General features: G+C 66.9%; 19 protein-coding genes. 7 read left to right on the forward strand and 12 right to left on the reverse strand.

Annotation, left to right across the window (positions count from 1 at the left end; all coding sequences use genetic code 11):
• Both RT688_RS15715 and cyoA read right to left on the reverse strand, forming a co-directional pair.
• A partial coding sequence (locus tag RT688_RS15715) for a cbb3-type cytochrome c oxidase subunit I (RefSeq protein ID WP_313705787.1) occupies positions 1-1,137 on the reverse strand: 1,137 nt, incomplete at its 3' end.
• Between the two features lie 2 nt (positions 1,138-1,139).
• The gene (gene cyoA / locus RT688_RS15720) at positions 1,140-2,153 is read right to left on the reverse strand and encodes a ubiquinol oxidase subunit II (protein WP_313705788.1); all 1,014 of its coding nucleotides are present in this window, start codon (positions 2,151-2,153) and stop codon (positions 1,140-1,142) included.
• 143 nt (positions 2,154-2,296) lie between these two features.
• On the opposite strand from cyoA, the gene RT688_RS15725 reads away from it, so the two are divergent.
• Together RT688_RS15725 and RT688_RS15730 are read left to right on the forward strand one after the other, a co-directional pair.
• Positions 2,297-3,640: an MFS transporter gene (locus tag RT688_RS15725; RefSeq protein WP_313705789.1), complete on the forward strand. Its 1,344-nt coding sequence runs from the start codon at positions 2,297-2,299 to the stop codon at positions 3,638-3,640.
• A 165-nt stretch (positions 3,641-3,805) separates the two neighbouring features.
• A complete protein-coding gene (locus RT688_RS15730) occupies positions 3,806-4,411 on the forward strand; it encodes a dienelactone hydrolase family protein (RefSeq protein WP_313705846.1) in 606 nt (201 codons plus the stop codon).
• A 140-nt stretch (positions 4,412-4,551) separates the two neighbouring features.
• Here RT688_RS15730 and RT688_RS15735 read toward each other — a convergent pair whose 3' ends face one another.
• The 3 genes from RT688_RS15735 to RT688_RS15745 all read right to left on the reverse strand — a co-directional run bounded on the left by RT688_RS15735 (position 4,552) and on the right by RT688_RS15745 (position 8,711).
• Positions 4,552-6,516 (reverse strand): EAL domain-containing protein, encoded by a 1,965-nt coding sequence (locus RT688_RS15735; RefSeq protein WP_313705790.1) that lies wholly within the window; start codon positions 6,514-6,516, stop codon positions 4,552-4,554.
• Positions 6,517-6,748: 232 nt separating this feature from the next.
• Positions 6,749-7,660 (reverse strand): ZIP family metal transporter, encoded by a 912-nt coding sequence (locus RT688_RS15740; RefSeq protein ID WP_313705791.1) that lies wholly within the window; start codon positions 7,658-7,660, stop codon positions 6,749-6,751.
• Between the two features lie 142 nt (positions 7,661-7,802).
• The gene (locus RT688_RS15745) at positions 7,803-8,711 is read right to left on the reverse strand and encodes a manganese catalase family protein (RefSeq protein ID WP_313705792.1); all 909 of its coding nucleotides are present in this window, start codon (positions 8,709-8,711) and stop codon (positions 7,803-7,805) included.
• A gap of 393 nt (positions 8,712-9,104) precedes the next feature.
• Here RT688_RS15745 and RT688_RS15750 point away from each other — a divergent pair, with 393 nt between their 5' ends.
• On the forward strand, positions 9,105-9,740 hold the full coding sequence (locus RT688_RS15750) for a hemerythrin domain-containing protein (protein ID WP_313705793.1): 636 nt from the start codon (positions 9,105-9,107) through the stop codon (positions 9,738-9,740).
• A gap of 39 nt (positions 9,741-9,779) precedes the next feature.
• Here the strand turns inward: RT688_RS15750 and RT688_RS15755 are convergent, their stop codons facing one another.
• The 6 genes from RT688_RS15755 to RT688_RS15780 form a co-directional block, all read right to left on the reverse strand.
• Positions 9,780-10,517 (reverse strand): LrgB family protein, encoded by a 738-nt coding sequence (locus RT688_RS15755; protein WP_313705794.1) that lies wholly within the window; start codon positions 10,515-10,517, stop codon positions 9,780-9,782.
• Positions 10,510-10,896: a CidA/LrgA family protein gene (locus RT688_RS15760; RefSeq protein ID WP_313705795.1), complete on the reverse strand. Its 387-nt coding sequence runs from the start codon at positions 10,894-10,896 to the stop codon at positions 10,510-10,512. Before RT688_RS15760 ends, RT688_RS15755 begins: the two co-directional genes overlap by 8 nt.
• A gap of 473 nt (positions 10,897-11,369) precedes the next feature.
• Positions 11,370-12,458 (reverse strand): 4-hydroxyphenylpyruvate dioxygenase, encoded by a 1,089-nt coding sequence (gene hppD, locus RT688_RS15765; protein ID WP_313705796.1) that lies wholly within the window; start codon positions 12,456-12,458, stop codon positions 11,370-11,372.
• Positions 12,459-12,770: 312 nt separating this feature from the next.
• Complete coding sequence (locus RT688_RS15770; RefSeq protein ID WP_313705797.1) at positions 12,771-13,496, reverse strand: SCO family protein; 726 nt, start codon at positions 13,494-13,496, stop codon at positions 12,771-12,773.
• A gap of 62 nt (positions 13,497-13,558) precedes the next feature.
• Positions 13,559-14,962 carry a selenium-binding protein SBP56-related protein gene (locus tag RT688_RS15775; protein ID WP_313705798.1) on the reverse strand — a complete coding sequence of 468 codons (1,404 nt, stop codon included), beginning with the start codon at positions 14,960-14,962 and terminating at the stop codon, positions 13,559-13,561.
• A 128-nt stretch (positions 14,963-15,090) separates the two neighbouring features.
• Entirely contained in the window at positions 15,091-15,996 is a 906-nt protein-coding gene (locus tag RT688_RS15780; RefSeq protein WP_313705799.1) for a LysR family transcriptional regulator, read from the reverse strand.
• 121 nt (positions 15,997-16,117) lie between these two features.
• On the opposite strand from RT688_RS15780, the gene hmgA reads away from it, so the two are divergent.
• Together hmgA and RT688_RS15790 are read left to right on the forward strand one after the other, a co-directional pair.
• Positions 16,118-17,428 carry a homogentisate 1,2-dioxygenase gene (gene hmgA / locus RT688_RS15785; RefSeq protein ID WP_313705800.1) on the forward strand — a complete coding sequence of 437 codons (1,311 nt, stop codon included), beginning with the start codon at positions 16,118-16,120 and terminating at the stop codon, positions 17,426-17,428.
• A 17-nt stretch (positions 17,429-17,445) separates the two neighbouring features.
• The gene (locus RT688_RS15790; RefSeq protein WP_313705801.1) at positions 17,446-17,859 is read left to right on the forward strand and encodes a secondary thiamine-phosphate synthase enzyme YjbQ; all 414 of its coding nucleotides are present in this window, start codon (positions 17,446-17,448) and stop codon (positions 17,857-17,859) included.
• A 142-nt stretch (positions 17,860-18,001) separates the two neighbouring features.
• On the opposite strand, the gene RT688_RS15795 is transcribed toward RT688_RS15790, so the two are convergent.
• Entirely contained in the window at positions 18,002-18,970 is a 969-nt protein-coding gene (locus tag RT688_RS15795; RefSeq protein WP_313705802.1) for an amidohydrolase family protein, read from the reverse strand.
• A gap of 152 nt (positions 18,971-19,122) precedes the next feature.
• Between RT688_RS15795 and RT688_RS15800 the strand changes: the two genes are divergently transcribed.
• Together RT688_RS15800 and RT688_RS15805 are read left to right on the forward strand one after the other, a co-directional pair.
• A complete protein-coding gene (locus tag RT688_RS15800) occupies positions 19,123-22,101 on the forward strand; it encodes a hypothetical protein (protein WP_313705803.1) in 2,979 nt (992 codons plus the stop codon).
• Positions 22,101-23,159: an MBL fold metallo-hydrolase gene (locus RT688_RS15805; protein WP_313705804.1), complete on the forward strand. Its 1,059-nt coding sequence runs from the start codon at positions 22,101-22,103 to the stop codon at positions 23,157-23,159. The genes RT688_RS15800 and RT688_RS15805 overlap by 1 nt, the downstream gene beginning before the upstream one ends.
• Positions 23,160-23,239: the final 80 nt, after the last annotated feature.

Below are 23,239 nucleotides of genomic sequence, written 5' to 3' on the forward strand. Positions count from 1 at the left end.
GGTGAACAGCCAGTTGAAGATCTTCACGCCGGTCGGGATCGAGATGATCATCGTGGTGATGCCGAAGAACGAGTTGACGCTCGCGCCCGAACCCATGGTGAAGAAGTGGTGCAGCCACACCAGGTAGGACAGGACCATGATCACGACGGTCGCGTACACCATCGAGGTGTAGCCGAACAGGCGCTTGCCGCAGAAGGTCGAGACGACTTCCGAGAAGATGCCGAAGGCCGGCAGGATCAGGATGTACACCTCCGGGTGGCCCCAGATCCAGATCAGGTTCACGTACATCATGGCGTTGCCGCCGCGGTCGTTCGTGAAGAAGGCGGTGTCGAACAGGCGGTCCATGCCCAGCATGGCCAGCACGGCGGTCAGGATCGGGAACGAAACGACGATCAGGATGTTGGTGCACAGCGAGGTCCAGGTGAAGACCGGCATCTTCATCAGGTCCATGCCCGGCGCGCGCATCTTGATGATGGTGACGACCAGGTTAACCCCTGACAGCAAGGTACCGACACCCGCGATCTGCAATGACCAGATGTAGTAGTCGACCCCGACACCCGGACTTGCCAGGATGCCCGACAGCGGCGGGAAGGCCAGCCAGCCGGTGCGTGCGAATTCGCCGACGAACAGGGAAGCCATCACCAGCACGGCGCCCATGGCGGTCATCCAGAACGAGAAGTTGTTCAGGAACGGGAAGGCCACGTCGCGCGCGCCGATCTGCAGCGGCACGACGTAGTTCATCAGGCCGGTCACGAACGGCATCGCCACGAAGAAGATCATGATCACGCCGTGGGCGGTGAAGACCTGGTCGTAGTGGTGCGGCGGCAGGAAGCCGGCGTTCTCGCCGAACGAGATCGCCTGCTGGGCGCGCATCATGAGGGCGTCGGCGAAGCCGCGCAGGAACATGATCAGGCCGAGCACCATGTACATGATGCCGATTTTCTTGTGGTCGATGCTGGTGAACCAGTCGTGCCACAGCGTGCCCCACAGGCGGAACTTGGTGATCAGGGCCAGCAGGGCCAGGCCACCAACGAGCACGCCTGCGAAGGTAGCGAGCAGGATGGGCTCGTGGAACGGAATCGCGTCCCAGCTGAGCCGTCCGAAGATAAGCTTCGTCAAGTCAAATGAGTCTTGCATGGTTACTTCTTCACAGAATTAGTAGGGGTTTCGCAGACCTCGGCCTCGGCGTCTGCCTGGGCCACCTGGCGCGTCGCATCCTGCAGGTTGCGGATGGCGACGTCGTTGCGGTGACGCTGCATGTCGGCGTGCATCTGCTCGTTCATGCAGACGGCGCCTTCTGCCACGCAACGGTTCACGACCGCGTTGAAGAGTGCCGGCTGGACGGTGCCATAGGTACGGACCGGATCCTTTTCCGACGGCTTTTCCAGGGCCAGGTACTCGTCGCGCGACAGCGCGCCGCCCGAGCTCTTGACCTTCTGGACCCAGGCGTCGAAGTCGCCCGCGGTAACGCCCTTGTAGGCGAAACGCATGTGCGAGAAACCGTCGCCGCTGAAGTGCGCCGACAGGCCCTTGTAGTCGCCGGTCTTGTTCAGGACGGCGTTCAGGGTCGTCTCCATGCCCGGCATCGTGTAGATCATGCCGGCCAGGGTCGGGATGTAGAAGGTGTTCATCACGGTCGACGAGGTCAGCTTGAAGCGGATCGGGGTATCGATCGGGGTGACCAGCTCATTGACCGTCGCGATGCCCTGCTCCGGGTAGATGAAGAGCCATTTCCAGTCCAGCGACACCACTTGCACTTCGAGCACCTTGTGCTCGGCCGTGACCGGGCGGTGTTCGTCGATGCGATCCAGCGGACGATAGGGGTCGAGCTTGTGGGTGCTGATCCAGGTGATCAGGCCCAGCGCGATGATGATCAGGAGCGGCGCGCCCCAGATCACGAGTTCGAGCTTGGTCGAATGGTCCCAGTCCGGTTCGTATTTCGCGTTCGCGCCCTTGCGGTACTTCCAGGCGAAGACGACGGTCAGGATCATCACCGGGACGATGATGATCAACATGAGCAGGACCGATATGGTGATCAGTTCTGCCTGCTGCTTTGCAATGTCGCCGGAGGGATTCATTACCACCGTGTTGCAGCCGGACAGCACTGCAAGCAGGAGCAAGGAAAGTCCGGGACGGACAATTTTTGGAATCATGCTAAGTATCTAACGTTACATGGGAATGAGAACATGCTACTGTACTGCCAACGGCCTTCGTTGCACATTGGACGTTTTGTCCCACCCTTGCCCAGGCCAGGGGAATGCGGAGGCGTTGACTTGACCTACCTGGAGACGAAGATATGCAAAGCTCGAATACGTACGGCGGCGCAGGTGCCGCTCCGATCACGGCCCCGCACAGCGGGGCACGCAACATCAATGCCCGCGATGCCCACATATCGCCGGGCGAGATAGCAGTCGGTGTGGTCATTGGCCGCGCCTCCGAATATTTCGATTTCTTCGTCTACGCCATCGCCTCGGTGCTGGTCTTTCCAGCAGTTTTTTTTCCGTGGGCCGATCGGCTCGAGGGCACACTCTACTCGTTCACGATTTTTGCGTTCGCATTCATCGCGCGCCCGATCGGAACCATTGTCTTCATGGCAATCCAGCAGCGCTTCAGTCGTGAAATAAAACTGACCCTGGCGCTGTTCTTGATCGGCACGGCGACGGTGGTTATTTCCTTCTTGCCAACGTATGCCCAGATCGGCAGCACCTCGATCGTCCTGCTCGCCCTGATGCGCATCGCCCAGGGCGTGGCCCAGGGCGGCTCCTGGGACGGCCTGCCCTCGCTGCTGGCCCTGAACGCCCCCGAGCACAAGCGCGGTTGGTACGCGATGCTGGGCCAGCTCTCGGCCCCGCTCGGCTTCCTGATCGCCGCCGGCCTGTTCGCCTACCTGATCGACAACCTGCAGACCGACGATTTCCTGGTCTGGGGCTGGCGCTTCCCCTTCTTCGTCGCCTTCGCGATCAACGTCGTCGCCCTGTTCGCGCGCCTGCGCCTGGTCTCGACCACCGAATACTCGCGCCTGCTCGACGCCCATGAACTGGATCCGGCCCCGGTCGGCGAACTGGTCAGCACCCAGGGCACCAACATCGTGATCGGCGCCCTCGCCGCCCTGGCCAGCTACGCCCTGTTCCACCTGGTGACCGTGTTCCCGCTGTCCTGGATCCAGCTCTACGACACGCGCCCGATCAGCGATTTCCTCTACCTGCAGATGTGGGGCGCGGCGATCGCGGCGGTCTGCATCCTGGTTTCCGGCCTGGTCGCCGACAAGGTCGGCCGCCGCACCACGCTGGGCACCCTGGCGGCCCTGATCGCGATCTTCTCGGCCTTCGTGCCGATGCTGATCGACGGCGGCGAAGCCGGCCAGAACGCCTTCATCCTGATCGGCTTCGCCCTGCTCGGCCTGTCGTACGGCCAGGCCGCCGGCGCCGTGACCTCGAACTTCCAGCAGCGCTTCCGCTACACCGGCGCCGCGCTGACCTCGGACCTGGCCTGGCTGGTCGGCGCCGCGTTTGCCCCGCTGGTCGCGCTCGGCCTGTCGGCCAACTTCGGCCTGGGCTACGTCAGCCTCTACCTCCTGTCGGGCGCGGTCGGCTCGCTGGCGGCGCTGTCGCTGAACCGCAAGCTGGAAATTCGCGACTGACTCCGCGCGCGCGCCCGGACTTTCCATCCCGGATTCCGGCGGCCTTCCCAGGCCCGCCGGAATTTTTTTGCCTGCGGCGGGTCGAAGTCGTATTCGCTCCCGGGCGTTTATCGTTTTCCCTGCCACATCGTGACGCGCACAATCCCCGTGACCATCCCGGCCGGGATGGTCGACCTCGACGGCATGCTCGAACTGCCCGCCACGCCCATCGGCGTGATGCTGTTCGCGCATGGAAGCGGCAGCGGACGCTTCAGCCCGCGCAACAACTACGTCGCCGCCCAGTTGCGCTCGGCCGGCGTCGCCACCCTCCTCCTCGACCTGTTGACGCCGCAGGAAGACGCGCTCCAGCAGAACCGATTCGATATCGCCTTGCTATCCCGGCGCCTGCACGCAGCCGCGACCTGGCTCGGAACCGAACCCCTGAGCGCGCCCCTGCCCCTGGGCCTGTTCGGCGCCAGCACCGGCGCCGCCGCGGCCCTGCGCCTTGCGGCCGACAGCGGCAGCGGCGTGGCGGCGGTGGTCTCGCGCGGCGGCCGCCCCGACCTGGCCGGCCCGGCGCTGGCGCAGGTGAACGCGCCGACGCTGCTGATCGTCGGCGGCGAGGATGGCGTGGTGATCGACCTGAACCGGCAGGCGCTGGCCGCCCTGCACTGCGAGAAAGAACTGGTCATCGTCCCCGGCGCCGGGCACCTGTTCGAGGAAGAAGGCAAGCTGGAGCAGGTGGCGGCGCTGGCCTGCGCCTGGTTCGTGCGGCATGTCGATCCGGTGTAGCGTGGGCGCCCAGTCCCATGCGTGAAGCCTGCACCACGCCGGCGCCCCTGAAGCCGCCAGGACCGGGCAGCCAGGGCAAGGACCCCGAGGGAATTCGGTTCACGCCGAGCATCGCGGTCGATGCGGGCCGTACGCCGGCCTCAGGACCCGGCGTGCTGGACGAGCGTCCCGGGCTGCGCCAGCAGGGCCAGGAAAACCTCGCCGGGCATCGGTTTATGGAACAGGTAACCCTGCCCGACATCGCAGCCCTGCCGGGAGAGAAACTCCGCCTGGGCCGGCGTCTCGATCCCCTCGGCAACCGTGGTGATGCCCAGTTCGCGCCCGATGTTGACGATCGTGCGTACCAGGCTGCTGTCCCTGGCGCTGGACGGTATGTTCCGGATGAAGGAGCGGTCTACCTTCAGTACGTTTGCCGGGAAGCTCGAGAGGTAGCTCAGGGAAGAGTAGCCGGTACCGAAGTCGTCGATCGCCACCTGCACCCACAGGGTGCGCAGGCGAGTCAGCAGATCGGTGATGCTCCTGTCCATCATTACGCGCTCCGTCAGCTCGATCTCCAGCATCGCCGGGTCGAGCCCAGTTTCCTGCAGGATCGAGGATAGGGTGGAAAAGAACGACGGGTCGCTCAACTGGAGGGCGCAAACGTTGACAGCCAGGCGAACCGCACGCCCCTCGCGCTGCCAGCGCATGGCCTGTCGGCAAGCCTCGGCCAGGACCCAGTGCCCGAGCGGCAGGATCAGCCCGGTACGCTCCGCAATAGGTATGAACTCGTCCGGCGGGACCGCACCATGTTCGGGGTGGCGCCAGCGCACCAGGGCTTCGGCGCCGATGATTTCGCCGGTCGCGAGCACCACTTGCGGCTGGTAGACGAGCGCGAAGCCGCCATTCGCGATGGCGTCCGACAAACCATGCGCCAGCACCTCCTCCCTGGACGGCGTCGGCGCATGCGCGGGGTTGGCGAACTGATAGCGGGCGCGGCGCCTGGGAGACGAGACCCGCATGGCGTATTCCGCCTGGTGCATGAGGTCGTCCACCGCGCGGCTATCGTCCGGATAGATGGCAATGCCGATGCGCAGCTCCACGCGACGCTGCGGCAGGCTCTGGCTGAGCGCGAGCATCAGGCGGTCGGCAACACGCCCGGCAAGGTCCGCAACGTGCTCCAGGTCGCGAAAGGCATGGAGCAGCAAGGCGAACCTGGTTTCGCCGATACGCGCCAGCGTGTGCGGCTTGGTGACTGCCCCGGCCAGCTCGCGCGCGGCGGTAACCGCCATCGCCGCACGCTCGCGTGGCGCGGTCGGCGCACCGGGCACGTCGATCTCGATCATCACCAGGGCAAGCGGACTCTTTTCTCGGTCCGCGTATTTCAACGCGCTTCTCGTCACGCGCGTCAGGTAAGCGGCATTGTGAAGACCGGTCAGCTGGTCGCGGCTGCCCGGCGAGCGTCCCGCGAAATGCAGCCGCCGGCGCTCGTTCAGGTCGTAGATCATGTACCAGTACACGCCGATCAGGAAGATGCCGATCGCCACGCCGAAGGCAATGGTCGCGCGCTTGCCGTCGCCGACGCGTTCGCTCGATGCAGCCTGTATGGCGGCGAGCTCCTTCCGCTTGTCCGCCTGGATTGCGGCGACCGTCTGGCGGAACCGATCCATCGTGTCTTTTCCGCGGTTCGAACGGACGATCCGCAGCGCCTGCGCGCCTCCCTGCTCCGTGGCGATGGCGATGGTCTCGTCGAGCTCGGCAAACTTGGCGCTGGCCAGCGCGTCGAGCTGCGCCAGCTCGTCGGCAAACCCGGGCTCGGCGGCGAAGCTTCTCTGCAGCCAGGAAAATGTCGCCGAGGCGGTCGATACCGCACTGGCGTAGGGCTCGAGGTAGGCAGGATCGCGGGTCAGCAGGAAGCCGCGTTGACCCGTTTCGGCGTCCTGCAGCGTCGACATGGTCAAGTTGAGCGCACGCAACTGCTCCGAAATAATGGAGGTTCGTTTCTGCGCATCAAGATAAGCCTCGAGACTGCGATAGGCCAGCCAGCCAAATACGCTGATCAGGCCCACGATCGAAAGAAAGGTGATCGCGGTAATCAGCTCCAGACGTCTTCGGGAAAACACAGCCATGTGTGTGCCGGATGTCGATACGTGGAACCTTGCTCCAGGCCGCCGGACATGGTCGGACGGCGAGCGAGCCGCCATGCGAAGCAAAGAGTGCCGCAGGCTGCGCGCGGCGCCCTCCTTCGCTTCGTTCCAGTTTAGCTCCAGGCCGCCAGCAGTGCCAGCAGCTGGTCTCGCGTGCGCGCGTCATGCGGCGTGCATGACGCGCGCACGCCCGGGATGACGATCATCCGGGCGATCACGCCAGCGCCGTATCGAGCACCGTCATCAGGATGAACCCGAAGATCAGCGCGATCGTGGCCACGGTGCCGTTGCCGCTCTCGCGCATCTCCGGAATCACGTCGTTGACGATCACGAACAGCATGGCGCCGCCCGCGGCGGCCAGGGCGACCGGTAGCATGCCGGCCGAGATGCCGATCAGGGCGACGCCGACGGCGGCGGCGATCGGCTCGACCACGCCGGACAGCACGCCCAGGGATACCGCGCTCAAGCGGCTGTAGCCCACCGTGCGCAGGGCCAGCGCCACCACCAGCCCTTCCGGCACGTCCTGGATCGAGACCCCGGTGGTGAGCGAATTCGCCTTGTCGATGTCGATCCCGGCGTAGGCGACGCCGATCGCCAGCCCCTCGGGCAGGTTGTGCAGGGCGACGGCGGCAACGAACATCCAGGCGCGGCGCAGCGAATTGCCGCTGACGTCGTCGCGCTCGAGGATGTGGGAGGGCTCGATGGCCCGCCCCAGCAGCAGGATGGCGCCGGCCCCGGCCATGATGCCGGCGCCGGCCAGCAGGCTTGCTTCCCAGGCGCCGGCGCCGGCGGCCCTGGCGGCGGCCAGCGCCGGGATCACCAGCGAGAACGCGGTCGCGCCCAGCATCACCCCGGCGCCGAAGCCGAGGAAACTGTCGTAGGTCCGTTTCGAGAAACGTTGGGACAGCAGCACCGGCAGGGTACCCAGCGCCGTGGCCGCCGCAGCGGTGCCGCCGCCCAGCAGGGCCGCATGCATCTTGGGATTGGCGCTCATGACCTGCTCGACGAGGCTGCCGAGCAGCAGCAGGCAACCCACCGAGCAGATGAGCAGCCCGATGACGCGCCGTACCGTGATCGCGCGAACCAGCGCGTCGGTCCAGCGCAACTTGTGCGAATCTGGGTCCATCGAGGAATCCTTTATCGTGGCGCCCGGAACACGACACCCCGCGCGAGGCGGGGCGTCGATGGATCACGGTGCTGCCATCACAGTGCTGCCGATTCTACGCCAGCGCGACGCGCGATCGCGTCACCGCCGGCAGCCCGGCGCATCAGGGCTTGCTGACAGCCGAGGCGCCCTTCGGCGTCGCCGGATCGAGGCCGAGTTCGGCGCCGGTGGTCGGGTCCTTGGAGGGATCGGACAGGGTGCGCGCCTGCATCTGCTTGAGCACCTCGACGTCGGCCGCCGGCAGCTTGACTTCCGCCTCGCCCGAACCGCCGTCGACGCCCATCTGCTTCTCGCGGTCGGTGACGAAGTCCCACTTCTCGCCCTGGTTCCAGGGACCGCGCATCTCGCCCGGACCTTGCGACATGTTGAAATAGACGCTGGAGAAGCGCGGATCGGCCGGCATTTTCCCCGGTGGGAAGTTCGATTCCATCGAGTACAGCGCCTTTTCGAAGGACTTCTGGTGCGCCACTTCGCGGGTCATCAGGAAACCCAGGGCTTCCTTCACGCCCGGGTCGTCGGTGCAGGCGATCAGGCGTTCGTAGACGATCTTGGCGCGCGCCTCGGCGGCGATGTTCGAGCGCAGGTCGGCGGTCGGCTCGGTGATCGAGTCGATGTAGGCCGCGGTCCAGGGTACGCCGGCCGAGTTGGTCAGCGGGGTGCCGGCGCCGTACAACACCTGGGTGATGTGGCTGTCGTTGCCGGCGCCGGTGATGGCGCGGTACATCTCGGCCTCGGTGTCGACGGCCTCGGCGAGGCGGCCCTTCGCGCCCTTGTTCAGCATGGCCACGATGTGGCCGATGATCTCGAGGTGGCTCAGCTCCTCGGTCGCGATGTCGAACAGCATGTCCTTGCGGCCTGGATCGTCTTCCGATACGGCCTGGGTAAAGTAGCGCATCGCAGCGGCGAGCTCGCCCTGGGGTCCGCCGAACTGCTCGAGCATGAGGTTCGCCAAACCGGGATTCGGACCGGCAACCCGGACCGTGTATTGAAGGCGCTTGTTGTGTGCAAACATTCCGACTCCTCCGATAGATAGAAACTAAGCGTCCACGCGACAGCGTGCGACACACTCCATAAACGGCTGCACGGCCTTGCGCCGTCAGTCGAACGTGGGCTCATCTTCGCAGGCCGGCGGCGCCGAGTAATCAGCAGCACCGCCGTCTTCGTGTAGGACAATGGTGACAACTTGTAAATCCCCTTGAAGAACTGATCAGCTGCACCTCACGGCCGCATTGAGCGAACTTAAGCACAAATGCGCGCAAGAAAGCTGATTTTCGGAAATTCGCAACCGCCGCCACGGCCGCCTTCATGGCGCGGCGTGCGCCGACGCCGATACCCGGCGCAGTCCTACGTGACCGCCGAGCCGGGCGCGCTAGCATGTTAGCCAATCGTCAACTAGGAGAAGAACATGTTTTCTCTGAACCAACTGAGCCCGACCATTACCGACATGATCCGTTTCGATCACTCGCACGTGATGGTGACCTTTCACCAGTACACCAAGGACAAGGCCCCCAGCGTCAAGAAGGCGCTGGCCGAGACCATCTGCACCGCGCTGGAAATCCACGCCACGCTGGAGGAGGAAGTCTTCTATCCGGTGATGCGCCAGCTCGACAAGGGCGAGCCCTTCGTGCACAAGGCCGAGCCGGAACACAACGAGATGCGCCGCATCATCGCCGAACTGCGCCGCACCAGCGGCTCCGACCCGCGCCATGACCGCCTGATCATGGAACTGATGCGCGACGTGATCCACCACGTGGCCGACGAGGAAACCACCCTGCTGCCCCAGGCCGAATCGCTGATGAGCAAGGCGCGCCTGTCGGAGCTGGGTTCGCAGATGACCAAGCGCCGCATGGAACTGGTGGCGCCGAAGGCCGGCAAGCTGGCCAAGAGCCATGCCGTCGGGTTCTCGGGCAGCACCACCGCCATGGTGGTCGGCCTGGCCAGCGCCCTGTTCGCCGCGCGCGCCTTCGTCAAGAAGCCGGGCAGCACGACGGGCAACACCCGCACCTGGGCCAACGCCAACTCGATGCCGCACGGCGGCTGATCGATTGATCCGGCACTGCCGGATCAAGCGATCAACCGATCAACCGATCAACTTCACGACGATCGGCAGCAGCCAGGGCGTGAGCACGGCGGTGAGTACGCCGTTCAGGCCCATGCCCAGGCCGGCAAAGGCCCCCATCTCGGCGCTCACCTGGAAGGCGCGCGCCGTCCCCACCCCATGCGCCGCCACGCCCAGCGCGAAACCGCGCGCGGCGTGCGAATCGATCCGCATCGCATTGAACAGGAAACGCGCCGTGACCGCGCCGAAGATGCCGGTGCCGATCACGAGCACGGCGGTCAGCGCCGGGACCCCGCCCAGGCGTTCCGACACCGCCATCGCGATCGGCGTGGTGGCCGACTTCGGCCCCACCGTGTGCGCCAGCACCTCGCCGCCGCCGAGCAGCAGCACCACCCCCACCGCCGACACGATGGCCGTCACCGAGCCGCACAGCAGCGCGCAGGCCAGCGGCAGGAAGGCGCGCCGCATGCGCGGCAGCTGGCGCGCCAGCGGCACCGCCAGCGCGACGGTTGCCGGACCGAGCAGGAAATGGACGAACTGGGCGCCCGCGAAATAGCGCTGGTAGGACATGCCGCTGGCGAGCAGCACCAGGCTGACCAGGCCGATGGCGATCGCCACCGGATTGGCCAGCGGCGAAAAGCCGCAGCGTGCATGGATCGCCTGCGCGACCACGTAGGCGCACAGGGTGATGGTCAGCCCCAGCAGCGGCGAAGCCGAGAGATAGACCCAGAAGTGGCTCAGTCCGGCGAAATCAGGCATCGCTACCCTTTTTTACGCCGTGCTTCTGCGCACCGTCCTGCTCCGGCTTCGGGCCCAGCTTGTGCAGGATGAAACCGGTGACGGCCAGGGTCAGCAGCGTGCTGACCACCAGCGAGGCGCCGATCGCCAGCCAGTGCCCGCTGCCGCTGGCGGCCGCCGCGACGATCCCGACCCCGGCCGGGACGAACAGCAGCGACAGGTGGCGCAGCAACTCGTTGGCGGCGGCCTCGATGCGCGTTTGCAGCGCCGGCCAGGCCAGGAGCGCGCAGAACAGCAGCACCATGCCCGCCACCGGGCCCGGCACGGGCAGGCCGAGCAGGAAGACGGCGCCTTCGCCGAGGCATTGGAACAGCAGGAGGATGGCAAAGGCGGGGAGCAAGGGCGGTCCGTTCGTGCGATGGGATGTAGCCGCGATGATAGCGCGACAACCGCACCGGACGCCACGCGTGGGTACGGGTTTCGACCCTGCCCAGCTTGCCGGAAGCCGTTTCGATACGCGTCCGTACCATACCGCGTGGGCGCAGGTGCAACCCTACGAAACCGCCCTGTTCCATTGCGGGTGGGTTCAAGAACCCACCCTACGGGACTGGCGATATGTCGACGCGCATCCGTTCGGTACTGCGTGGACGCGGGAGTCCACCCTACGAAGTCGCGGAACGGTTTCGATACGCGTGCATGCCATCTGCGTGGGTACGAGTACCCACCCTACGAAACTTGCGGATGCGTTTCGATCCGCGTCCGTACCATCCCGCGTGGACACAGGTGTCCACCCTACGAACACCGCGATAGTTTCCGTAGGGTGGGTTCTCGAACCCACGCGGTAGCGCGGTAGCGCTGCGGCACAGCGGCCCGTCAGGCCACGTCAGCCGTCTGCTTGATCGCGCCGCGCTTGATCTGGTCGCGCTCGATCGACTCGAACAGGGCCTTGAAGTTGCCTTCGCCGAAGCCGTCGTCGCCCTTGCGCTGGATGAACTCGAAGAACACCGGGCCGAGCTGGGGTTCGCCGAAGATCTGCAGCAGCAGGCGCGGCTTGCCGTCCTGGACAGCGCCGTCGAGCAGCAGGCCGCGGGCCTGCAGTTCGGCGGCATTTTCGCCGTGGCCCGGGATGCGGCCGTCGAGCATCTCGTAATAGGTGGCGGGCGGCGCGCTCATCAGGGGTACGCCGGCGGCGCGCAGGGCGTCGACGGTCGTGATCAGGTCGTCGGTCAGCAAGGCGATGTGCTGGATGCCCTCGCCGTTGAACTGCATCAGGAATTCCTCGATCTGGCCGCCGCCTGCCTTGCCTTCCTCGTTCAGCGGGATGCGGATCTTGCCGTCCGGCGCGGTCATCGCTTTCGAGGTCAGGCCGGTGTACTCGCCCTTGATGTCGAAGTAGCGGATCTCGCGGAAATTGAACAGGCGCTCGTAGAACGAGGCCCAGAAGGCCATGCGGCCACGATAGACGTTGTGGGTCAGGTGGTCGATGATCTTCAGGCCATGGCCGCTTGGCCTGCGCTCGACGCCGTCGATGAATTCGAAGTCGATGTCATAGATCGACTTGCCGTCCTCGAAGCGGTCGATCAGGTACAGCGGCGCGCCGCCAATGCCCTTGATCGCCGGCAGGCGCAGTTCCATCGGGCCGGTCGGGATGTCGATCGCCTGGGCGCCCAGTTCCAGCGCGCGCTTGTAGGCCGCGTGCGAATCCTTGACGCGGAAGGCCATGCCGCAGGCCGACGGGCCGTGCTCGGCCGCGAAATAGGCGGCATAGCTCTTCGGCTCGTTGTTGATGATGAAGTTGATCTCGCCCTGGCGGTACAGGCTCACGTCCTTCGAGCGGTGCACTGCGACCTTGGTAAAGCCCAAGGCCTCGAAGATCGGTTCCAGCAGGCCCGGGGTCGGGGACGCGAACTCGACGAATTCGAAGCCCATCAGGCCCATCGGATTCTCAAACAGGTCAGCCATGTTATTTCCTTCTTGATGCAATCGTTATCTCCTCCGGACGCCGCGCCTGCCTCGTGGGCAAGGCGCCGCGCGGAACCATGCGGCCGGCATGCGGTTGGCAATCAGTGCCGGCCGGACGAACATGCGGCCCGGTCCGTTCGCTACTTCGCTCATGCATCGTGCATCGCGCGTGCATGTGCTGTACGCCGGGTGGGCTCGACGTGACGGCATGATACGCCAGCCGGCGCTCGCTGCGTCCTGTTTTTGATGTCGAATCGGCATGCTCGCGGCGCAGCATACCCGAGAAAGCGCACCGCGAGGGTGATGATTTTTTCAGCGCCCGGACCCGGCGGCCGGATTCAGCCCCGGCTTCGGGGCCGGCTCGCGCAGCAAAGTCTCGATGTCGTTCAGCAGCAGCGCCGGATGCAGCCAGGAAGTCGAATAGATCTCGCGCACCTCCCCGCCCCGGTCGAGCAGGTAGACCTTCAGCATGTGGCTCAGAACTGGCGGACGCCCGCCCGGGACCGCGGGCGCGGCCACCGAGACGTCCTGGCCGAAGCCGTCGAGGATGGGCGCCAGCTCCCTGCCGTTGCGGGTGGTGAGGAAATGCCATTCCAGGCCGCGCCGGTCGCGCGCCTCGGCGCCGCCGTAGCTGCGCATCATCGGCGGCGTGTCGTGTTCCGGGTCAAAGCTCATGCTGACGAAGCGCACCCGGCCGCGCAGCGCGGGAGAGCGCACGATGGACTCCTTCAGGCTGTGCAGGGTGGCATAGGCCAGCGGGCAGCCCCTGGCGTCGGTGCAGTAGGTGTAGATGAAGGAAAACAACGTGACCTTGCCGGTCGTGAACTCGGACAGGCGGCGCAGGCTGCCGTCGCTCTCGAGCACCAGGCCGTCGGGCGCCCGCATGATGCGCTCCAGCCGGTAGCTGCCGGGCGCGGGCGGCGCAAAAGCCAGCGCCGGAACCGCGGCCGGCCCCTGCGCCCGGGCGCCGCCGGCAGCGAGGGCGAGCGCCAGCAGCAGCGCAAACGCAAGCACAGGCGACGCAGGCGGGGCGGCCACCGCCGCCCTCCCCGCCGCTATCCTCCGCGCGGACCGCGCCAGGCCCCGGGCGCCGCCGCGCTTCACCGCGCCGCCACCTGGGCCGCGGCCTCAACATGGGCCGTGGTTTGGGCCGTGGTTTGGGCCGCTTTTGCGCCGAACTTCATGTGGTGCGGCCTTCCGAGCTTGAGCTTGTAGAAATCGACGTTCATCTTCTCGTCCAGCGCCTTGCCGTCCCAGGCGTAGAGCTTGACGAACTGCTCGTTGTCCGCGCCGGTCTTGTCCCAATTGGCCAGCAGCGAGGAACTGACGTAGAGGCGCTTGCCGTCCCAGCTCTGGGAAATCATGTTGACCTGGGAACCGGTCTTCCTGGCATAGGTCTGGCGCGGCGCTTCCGGGTTGCTGATGTCGAAGTAGCGGGTGGTGCCGTCCATGAAGGTGTTCACCCACAGGCCCTTGCCGTCGGCCCGCATCGAGATGTCGACCGGCAGCGGGGTCTTGGCCGGGTCGCCGATCGCGCCGACGTCCTTCGCCTGCCACTGCCCCCTGGCGTCCTTTTTCACCAGCCACAGGCGCGAGGTGAGCGCGGTGGCGGTGATCGCCCAGTCCTCGTTCGGGGCCAGCGACCAGCGGATCTCGAGCGGCGCGCCCGGCACGCTGAGCACCTGCTCGGGCCGCATCGCCTTCAGGTTCCACACCACCATGGTATTGCCGAACTGCTTCATCGCCGCCGCCTCCTTCATCAGCGTACCGAGCGGCATCATGTAGTTCTTCTTGCCGGTGAAGCTGGAGCTGAGGATCACGTTCTTCGCGGGATTGATCGCCAGGTCGTAGCCGTAGCCGTCGGCGCCTTTCAGCGCGGGCGCGGTGGAGGCGGTCGGCATGTCGTATTTCCTGATGAAATCGCCCTTGTTGTTGTAGAGGGCCATGCCGGTGACGCCGCCGCCATCCTTCGAATTCGATACCGCCCCGATCAGCATCCTGCCGGGCAGCGCGTAGAAGGTGTGCGGGCCGACCAGGCCCGAGCGCTTGTCGAAGTCGGCGATGGTGTTCACCAGCTTCGGCTTGCCCGGGTCGCTGTGGATATCGAACACGTAGATCTTGCTGTCGTCGAGGCCGCCGGCCCAGAGGAAACGGCGGTCGTCGGTGAAGCCGGCATGGTGGGCTTCGCCGCGGCCGCCCACCGAGACCTGGTCGATCACCTGCCCGAACTTCGGCGACTTCGGGTTGACGTCGAGGGTGACCAGCTTGTCGCTGCCGTCGCCCATGCCCTTCACGCCCAGGGTCCAGACGTAGAGGTAGTCCTCCTGGCCCTTGATCAGGTTCGACATGTAGGGGGAATTGCAGGTTTCGTCGGCGACGGCGATCGGGCTGGCGAAGCCGAGGCCGAGCATGGCGGCGGCAAGCGCAGCGGCGCGCGTGCGGCGCTTCAGGGACAGGCGCAGGGGCAGATTCAGGGGCAGATTCAGGGGCAGATTCAGGGGCATCGTGGTCTCCTCTCAGGGCAATCCGGCAAACCATCAGCATCGCCCGCCCGTGTCCGGGAGGTTTGCGCCAGATCAAAGCCGCCGGAGAAATCGACCTCAGCCGCGAAGCGGCTGGTCCGAATCCGCCGCTACTGCGCGAAGGATTCGGCGACCAGCCCGCGCAGCCACTGGTTGCCCGGGTCCTGGTTGAAGCGCCGGTGCCAGAACATGTTGGTCTGCAGCGGCGGCAGCGCCAGCGGTGGCGTGATCCAGGCCAGGCCCAGCGGCGGCCCGGCGCGCTCGGCCAGTTTCTGCGGCACCGTCACCACCAGGTCGCTGCCGCCGACGATGTAGGGCACGGCCGTGAAATGCGGCACCCGGAATCGGGTCGAGGCGCCGATCCCGGCCTTCTCCAGCAGCTGGTTGATGCGGTCGTAGGGGCTCTCGCGCGAGTCGACGAACAGGTGCTCGGCGGCAGCGAAGCGTTCCAGGTCGACCTTGCCGTTCGTCAGCGGATGGCCGCGCCGCATCATGCTCACGTAGGGCTGGCGAAACAGCAGGCGCTGGTACAGGGCCTCCGAGATGTCCTCGAAGGGACCGATGGCCAGGTCGACGCGCCCGCTTTCCATCTCCTCCTTCAGGGCGATGCTGCCGGCGCGCACCGTGCTGACCTGCAGCCGCGGCGCCGCCACCCGGCAGCGCTCGATCAGGGTCGGCATGAAGTGCAGTTCGCCGACGTCGGTCATCGCCAGCGTGAAGCGGCGCTCGCTGGTGAGCGGATCGAAGCCGCCGCGGCGGTTCAGGGCCAGGCTCACCTGGGCCAGCGCGCTGCCGACCGGCTCGGCCAGGCCCTCGGCGAAGGGCGTCGGCTGCATGCCTTGCCCGGTTCGGACGAACAGCTCGTCGCCGAACAGGCGGCGCAGCCGCGCCAGCGCATTGCTGACCGCCGATTGGGTCAGTCCCAGGCGCCGCGCAGCGCCCGAAATCTGGCGCTCGCGATAGACTTCCTGGAACACGGACAGCAGGTTCAGGTCGATGTTGTGGGGTTCGAGCATCGGGCCTCCGATATTGATTTGGTAAATAGTCTACATTCATCTATTCATGTCGTAAAATACCAACAACTGCCTTAGAGTGCGTACTGACACAACCATCGACGCTTTCTGCGAGGAGACGCGCATGACCCAGAACATCGGCACCGAGACCGGCTACCAATCGGGTTTCGGCAACGAATTCGCCACCGAGGCCCTGCCCGGCGCCCTGCCGCGCCACCGCAATTCGCCCCAGCGCGTCGCCTACGGCCTGTATGCCGAGCAGCTGTCCGGCACCGCCTTCACCGCGCCGCGCGGCCACAACCGCCGCTCCTGGCTGTACCGGATCCGCCCGGCGGCCATGCACGACGCCTTCGAACGCATCGACAACGGCCGCATCGTGGCAAATCTGCAACAGGCGGCGCCGCCGCCGGACCAGTTGCGCTGGAGCCCGCTGCCCATGCCCGACGCCCCGACCGACTTCGTCGATGGCCTGGTGACGATGGCCGGCAACGGCTCGGCCGAGAGCATGAGCGGCTGCGCCATTTACCTGTACGCGGCCAACCGCTCGATGCTCGATCGCTTCTTCTACAGCGCCGACGGCGAGCTGCTGATCGTGCCCCAGCTCGGCCGCCTGGAGATTGCAACCGAGTTGGGCAACATCGAACTCGAACCGCAGGAAATCGCGGTGATCCCGCGCGGCATCCGCTTCCAGGTGCGCCTGCTCGACGGGCAGGCGCGCGGCTACGTCTGCGAGAACTTCGGCGCCCTGCTGCGCCTGCCGGACCTGGGCCCGATCGGCTCGAACGGCCTGGCCAACCCGCGCGACTTCCTGACCCCGGTCGCGCGCTACGAGGACCGCGAAGGCGAGTTCGAACTGGTGGCGAAGTTCTGCGGTAACCTGTGGCGCGCGAAGATCGGGCACTCGCCGCTGGACGTGGTCGCCTGGCACGGCAACTACGCGCCCTATAAATACGACCTGCGCCACTTCAACACCATCGGCTCGATCAGCTACGACCACCCGGACCCGTCGATCTTCCTGGTGCTGCAGGCGCCGAGCGACACCCCGGGCGTGGACACCCTCGACTTCGTGATCTTCCCGCCGCGCTGGCTGGCCGGCGAAGACACCTTCCGCCCGCCCTGGTTCCACCGCAACGTCGCCAGCGAATTCATGGGCCTGGTGCACGGCGCCTACGACGCCAAGGCCGAGGGCTTCGTGCCGGGCGGCGCCAGCCTGCACAACTGCATGAGCGGGCACGGGCCGGACGCCGCGACCTTCGAGAAGGCCAGCAATGCCGACACCGGCAAGCCGGTGAAAGTGGCCGACACCATGGCCTTCATGTTCGAGACCCGCAACGTGCTGATACCGACCGCCCAGGCCCTGGCCTCGCCGCAGCGCCAGGGGAATTACCAGGACTGCTGGGCCGGCATCGGCAAGCACTTCAGGACCACGCCCTAAGCGGCGCGCAGCGACGCATGGCGCACCAGGCCATCCTCGAATTCGCGACCGGCGGGCGCGGCGCCCGCGACATTACCGGCGCCGTGGCCGAGGTCGTACGCGCATCGGGTCTGCAGTGCGGCCTGGTCCAGGTCTTCGTGCAGCACACCAGCTGCTCGCTGACCATCACCGAGAACGCCGACCCCGACGTGCGGCGCGACCTGGAAACCATCCTCAAACGCCTGGCGCCCGACGGCGACCCGGCCTACCGCCACGACGACGAGGGCCCGGACGACATGGCCGCGCACGCGCGCAGCGTGCTGCTTGACACCGGCTTGACCGTGCCGTTCGGCGGCGGCCGGTTGCTGCTCGGCACCTGGCAAGGCATCTACCTGTGGGAGCACCGCACCGCGCCGCACCGGCGCAAGGTGGTCGTGACCGTTATCGGCTGAGCGTTGGGTGGGCCCGCAATCGTCTCGGCCCCCGTCGACCATCCAGGAACGTAGGGTGGGTCGGTCCGCGTTCGGCTCGAACCCACCTTCCCTCCCTCAGCCTGGGGTTGCCACATCCTCGCCCGCTCCGCCCCGCGGGACCTCAGCGGAAGTAAGGCGGCACATTCCCCGCGATCCGGGCGAACTCGGCCTCGGAAAGCGGCAGCCGGCGAAACGCCGCCCACGCATCAACCGGGCGCAGCTTGTCGCCCTGGGCCGCATCCGTCCCGTACAGCACGCGCCCGAGGCCGATCTGCCGGATAAGCCGCGCCATCAGGGCGGCAGCATCCGGGCTCAGGTCGCGGTCGGCGACCGAGGCCACGTCGAACCACAGATTGCGGGTCTGCGGCGCGCCCCGCGCCATGGCCGCGGCCAGCACGCCCAGCACCGCGCGCGCCGGCGGATCCTCGAAACCGGGCCCGGCGCCGGCCAGGTGCGCGACCTGCACCACGACGCCGGGCGCCGCCGGCAGCAGGTGCTCGAGGAAGATCCGCGCCTGTTCTTCGCCGTAGGGACGCCGCTTGCCGATGCTCGCGCGCAGGTGGACCACGATCGCCATGCCCTTGGCGTTGGCGGCGGCGAAGACCTCGCGCAGGCGTGCGAGGTGGGCCGGCTTCTCGAGCTGGACGTCCGAATTGCCGAAGTGAAGCTTGATGCCGCGGCGCAGGCCGGGAATGGCGGCGCAGCGGTGCAGCTCGACCAGCGCGTAGTCCTTCAGCGGATTGAAGCCGCAAAAGGCGAGCAGGCGATCCGGAAAGCGCGCGGCCTGGGCGGCGGTCCAGTCGTTCTCGGCCCTTACCCGCCGGTACTCGTCGTCGACCTTGCGCGCCGGGCTGCCATGCATATAGGCGGTGGACAACAGCAGCGCCTTGCGGATGCCGGCGGCGTCGAGCAGGGAGATGACGCCTTCCGCACCCAGCGGGGTCAGGCCCGCTTCCGGACCGATCATCGCGACCGTCTCCTTGCTGAAGACATGCTGGTGGAAGTCGCCGGCGGGCGCGCCTTGTCCCCGGGCGCCGCCGGAAATCATCAACCCCGCCATCAGGAGCGGGGCAAGCAGGAAACGATGCATGGAGATGTCCTGTACCGTGTTGTCCACAACATACCAGCAGACGATCCGCGGCGGACACTATTTGTCGCGTCCGAGCGTCGGCTTCCTTCTTTTAAGCGATCAGCTTTAGTAGAATTCGTTGCTTAAAAGCATTGAAAGCATTGAAAGCAAACATGTCGAACCTGCAGAACCTGCTGGACCAGTTGCGCGAATGGTCGGGCGAACAACCGGACAGTGCGGGGCGGGTCGCGACCATCCTCATGGGCCTGTTTGCGCCCGCCGCACACCTGAAGACCGCCGATGCACCAGCCCACCCGGCCGCGATGCGCGACTGGCTCGTCGGCACGATCACGGCATACGCCCGCGACGGGCGCTGGCCCGATCCGCCGGTCGTCGGCATCCGGGCCGACAGGCTCGCACGCTTCCTGCCGCTCGTCCTGACCCATACCGAGCTTGCCGACTGGCCCCCGTCGCCCAGCCTGCGGCGCTTCCGGGCCGCGCTTGCGTATGCGAAGCCTGGCGAAGGAACCACGGAAGCCTTTCTCGAGGATCGCCATTTCAGGAAGTTCCTGGGGCAATTCGGCGGTTTCTCCGTCGCCGCGCCGGATTGGGGAAAGTATCGCGCGCAAGACACCGTACGCGGGACCTGGAGCTGGCCGCTTGCGATCGTCGTCGACGAGCACCTGCTGGCGCATCCGCAAGTGGCGCGCGCGCGCAAGGCGGTCGAGGCCCTGGGCCTGGTGCGTCTGGTCGCGCACGGCGACAACATCCGCGGCGCCATCCGCCTGGCCGGCGGCGCCTCGGGTGCGGTCCTGCGCTCGCTGGGGCCGCACGAGAAGGAAGCGTATGCCTATGTCCTCGGCACCGGCAGGCTGCAGAAGACGGGCGACCTGAAGAAAATCACGAACAAGACCGGCAGCGGCGGCGCCGCCATGCTGGACTGGCCCGAGGCCGCCGTACCCCGGCAGCTGGCCAAGGCCCTGGTTCGCCTGCACCGCAAGGCCGGCGGCTACGAGACCTTCGACGCGTGGCTGCGGCACGCGCAGGCGGGCGAGCCGATCATCCTGTATGCCCACCAGGATGCGCTCGCCCTGACGGCGCCGGAACATGCGGCGCGTTTGCTCGGCGACGGCATGTCGGTGCAGTACGACCGGACCATCGGCGTGAACCAGGAACTGCCGGCACTCGAGATCGCGGCGGGTCGCCAACAGCTCGTGGATCTCCGCGATCGCTTGCGCGCGTCGTGGATGCCCTCCCAGATGCCGGCGACCGCACAGTGGCTGCGCGACATCGGCACCTTGACCGGCGCCCTGCGCGCCGCGGACGCGCTTCGGCCCATGTTCGAGACACAGGTCGGCGCATCGTTGCCGCAGGGCTACGGGGGTGTTGGCGGCGGCTACAGCGAGCGGGCAAACCGGGTCGCCATTCCAGACATCGGGTACGTCGGGGACATGGAAGCAGCACCGCGCTACCCGCGCGCGCGCGCGGTGCGTACCCAGGCCTCGCTGACCAGCAATGGCGAGACCGTCAGCCGCCTGCGTGCCGGGTCGGCGAACGTCCTGCGTGTCCAGCTGGCGTCGGAAAGCCTGCTGGACGTTGTCGCGGATACCCCGTTTTCGGTGGAACACCTGCCGTCGGACGGCGAGTCGCTGGAACTCGAGTTGACCCTGTTGCCGCTGGCCGGCGTGGCGCCGGGTCTGCGCGGTATTGCGCTCAGCCAGCCCTGCCGCTTTTCGAAGCAGCTGGGCGCATCGCCCGTCTGCGAGTTTGCGCTCGCCCCGGCGCCCGGCGCCGCCGAGTACCGGGCGCGCCTGCTGGTGCATCACGAGAACCGGGTGCTCCAGTCGCTGATGGTGCGCATTCCCGGGCAGCAGGCGCCCGACGCGGCGTCCTTCCAGATGGAGGTCGAGAACCTGGTGCGCACCGACCTGTCGCAGGTCGCCGCCGGCCGGCCCTACGATTTGTCCATCGTCGCCAACCATGACGATTCGGCGCAAGCCGGCATGGTCATGCTGACGAAAACGCGGGTCGAGTTCCGGGAACCGAAGTCCTTTCCCAAGAAGCTGCAGGCCGTCAGCGAGCAGCTGAAGATGTTGAACGCCAGCGCCGGCGTCTCCGCTTCCGCAAAACTGCAGCACGCCCAGCTCACGCACTCGCTCAACGATCTGGCCAACCTGGGCTACGACATGCGCGACGCGCTCTGCAGCGGCAACCCGGACCTGGAAAGCCTGACCGTGGATAGCCTCGACCCCATGGCGCCGACCAGGATCCAGGTGGTCGAAGCGGTACCGGAAGCGTTTCTTCCGGTCGAGATCTTTTACGATGGCCCGGCGCCGACGCCCAACGCCGCGATCTGCGCGAAGGTGGGCCTCGATACCTATCCCGCCGGGACCTGTGCCGGTTGCGCCGACCGCAAGCGCGCCGACCTGATCTGCCCATCGCGTTTCTGGGGCCTGTCGAAGGTCATCGAACGGCGGCCTTTCGTCCAGGATGCGGTGTCCAGCGGTCAGGATTATGCGGTCAGCCTGCCGGAACCGCATCGCTCCCGGGTGCCGGAGCTGCACGACATCGTCTATGGCGTCAGCCGCAGGTTCACACGCAAGGAAGGCACGGCGATCAAGACCTCCCTGAAGAAGCTGGGCGCCAGGGTACATGCGACCGGCGGCTGGGGGGCGTGGCAGCGCGCGGTCGCCGCGCACGGACCGCAAATGCTGGTCGCGATCGGCCACCTGCAACCCGGGTACGCGGCGGTCGACATGCTCGAGATCGGGAACGAGCATTTGCGCTGTACGAACGTCTGCGCCGAGCACATCCGCAAGCATCCCGAGGACGTCCCCATCGTGCTCCTGCTCGGCTGCGGCACGCTCTACACCGAGGACCAGCTCGGCAGCTTCGTCCGCCATTTCAGCAGGCACGGCGCGGGCCTGGTCGTGGCGACCATCGCCTCCATGTTCACGGCGCAGGCGCAGGTGTGCGTCGATTCGATCGCGCAAGCCTTCGACCGGGCGCGCAGCGCGGGATGGAAGGAACGCCAGGCCGGCCACCACACCGCGGGATTCGCGATGCTGCGCGCGAAGCAGGCCTTGATGACGGCGGGCAGCGGCCTGGCCCTGGCCCTCACGGGCGCTGGCGACGGCGAATGGGAGTTCTGATGACGGCGGCGACAGCGGGGCTCGACCTGTACATGCTGCCCGCGGCGAACGGCGATTGCCTGTGGCTGGAGTACGGCGCCGGGCCGGACCGCAAACGCATCCTGGTCGACTGCGGCACGGAATCGAGCTGGCCGGCGCTGCGGGCGCGCATCCTGCGCCAGCCCGAGGACCAGCGTCATTTCGACCTGCTCGTCATTACGCACATCGACGGCGACCATATCGGCGGCGCCCTGCCCCTGCTGAAGCATCGGCACGTGCTGGGCCTCAGCTTCGGCGAAATCTGGTTCAACGACCTCGACGCCATCGTCGCGACCGGGCTCGGTGTCGGGGAAGGCATCGTGCTGTCGAAGATACTGGGCGGCGACCCGGCGTTGCGCAGGGCGTGGAACCGCAGCACCAGCCCGAAGGCGGTCGGCATCCCGGAACTGAAGCCTGGCGCGGCATTGCCCGGGTTCGACTTCGGCGAACTGCGCGTGACCCTGCTGTCCCCCACCCGGCGCCAGTTGCGGCGCCTGAAAGACAAGTGGAGCAAGGTCGTGGCCGAGCTGGACGCGAAGCGAAAACGCCAGCCCGGCTTCGCCATCCCGGCCGAGAAATGGCTGGGGGGCGGGGCCGGCTCCGCCGCTTGCGCGGCGCGCGACACCTCGGTGTCGAACGGCAGCAGTATCGCCTTCGTGGCCACTTACCGCGGCACCTCGATCCTGTTTGGCGCCGATGCGTTCGCCACGACCTTGCGCAAATCGCTGACCCACCTTCCGCTGGCCCATCCGCTGTCCTGTTTCAAGCTGTCGCACCACGGCAGCAAGGCGAACCTGACGGCGCCGCTGCTGGCGGCGGCATCGAGCCGCCACTACCTCTTTTCGAGCGACGGCAGCGAGCATGGTCATCCGCATGCCGAGACCCTCGCGCTGGTGACCGCGGGCGACACCCCGAAAACCCTGCACTTCAACTACCGTGCCCAGCACGTGCTCGACTGGCTCGCCGCGCACCCGGCGGGTCCCGGGCGCAACTATGCGTTCGCGTTCGTGGACGCCGCCGACTACCGCGTCAGTCTGTAGATTGCCGGACATGATCGGCCGCGGACGCCGCCCGCGCCAGTCCCGGTAGCCGGGCCGCGGCGTGCGGCCCATTCGTGCGG

It is taken from the genome of Massilia sp. (assembly GCF_032106685.1).
In the GTDB taxonomy this organism is placed as follows: Bacteria; Pseudomonadota; Gammaproteobacteria; order Burkholderiales; family Burkholderiaceae_D; genus Telluria.

Coding starts and splice junctions, on each gene's coding strand:
- cyoA (WP_313705788.1), bottom strand. CDS start 2,153: ATGATTCCAAAAATTGTCCGTCCCGGACTTTCCTTGCTCCTGCTTGCA.
- RT688_RS15725 (WP_313705789.1), top strand. CDS start 2,297: ATGCAAAGCTCGAATACGTACGGCGGCGCAGGTGCCGCTCCGATCACG.
- RT688_RS15730 (WP_313705846.1), top strand. CDS start 3,806: ATGGTCGACCTCGACGGCATGCTCGAACTGCCCGCCACGCCCATCGGC.
- RT688_RS15735 (WP_313705790.1), bottom strand. CDS start 6,516: ATGGCTGTGTTTTCCCGAAGACGTCTGGAGCTGATTACCGCGATCACC.
- RT688_RS15740 (WP_313705791.1), bottom strand. CDS start 7,660: ATGGACCCAGATTCGCACAAGTTGCGCTGGACCGACGCGCTGGTTCGC.
- RT688_RS15745 (WP_313705792.1), bottom strand. CDS start 8,711: ATGTTTGCACACAACAAGCGCCTTCAATACACGGTCCGGGTTGCCGGT.
- RT688_RS15750 (WP_313705793.1), top strand. CDS start 9,105: ATGTTTTCTCTGAACCAACTGAGCCCGACCATTACCGACATGATCCGT.
- RT688_RS15755 (WP_313705794.1), bottom strand. CDS start 10,517: ATGCCTGATTTCGCCGGACTGAGCCACTTCTGGGTCTATCTCTCGGCT.
- hppD (WP_313705796.1), bottom strand. CDS start 12,458: ATGGCTGACCTGTTTGAGAATCCGATGGGCCTGATGGGCTTCGAATTC.
- RT688_RS15775 (WP_313705798.1), bottom strand. CDS start 14,962: ATGCCCCTGAATCTGCCCCTGAATCTGCCCCTGAATCTGCCCCTGCGC.
- RT688_RS15780 (WP_313705799.1), bottom strand. CDS start 15,996: ATGCTCGAACCCCACAACATCGACCTGAACCTGCTGTCCGTGTTCCAG.
- hmgA (WP_313705800.1), top strand. CDS start 16,118: ATGACCCAGAACATCGGCACCGAGACCGGCTACCAATCGGGTTTCGGC.
- RT688_RS15790 (WP_313705801.1), top strand. CDS start 17,446: ATGGCGCACCAGGCCATCCTCGAATTCGCGACCGGCGGGCGCGGCGCC.
- RT688_RS15795 (WP_313705802.1), bottom strand. CDS start 18,970: ATGCATCGTTTCCTGCTTGCCCCGCTCCTGATGGCGGGGTTGATGATT.
- RT688_RS15800 (WP_313705803.1), top strand. CDS start 19,123: ATGTCGAACCTGCAGAACCTGCTGGACCAGTTGCGCGAATGGTCGGGC.
- RT688_RS15805 (WP_313705804.1), top strand. CDS start 22,101: ATGACGGCGGCGACAGCGGGGCTCGACCTGTACATGCTGCCCGCGGCG.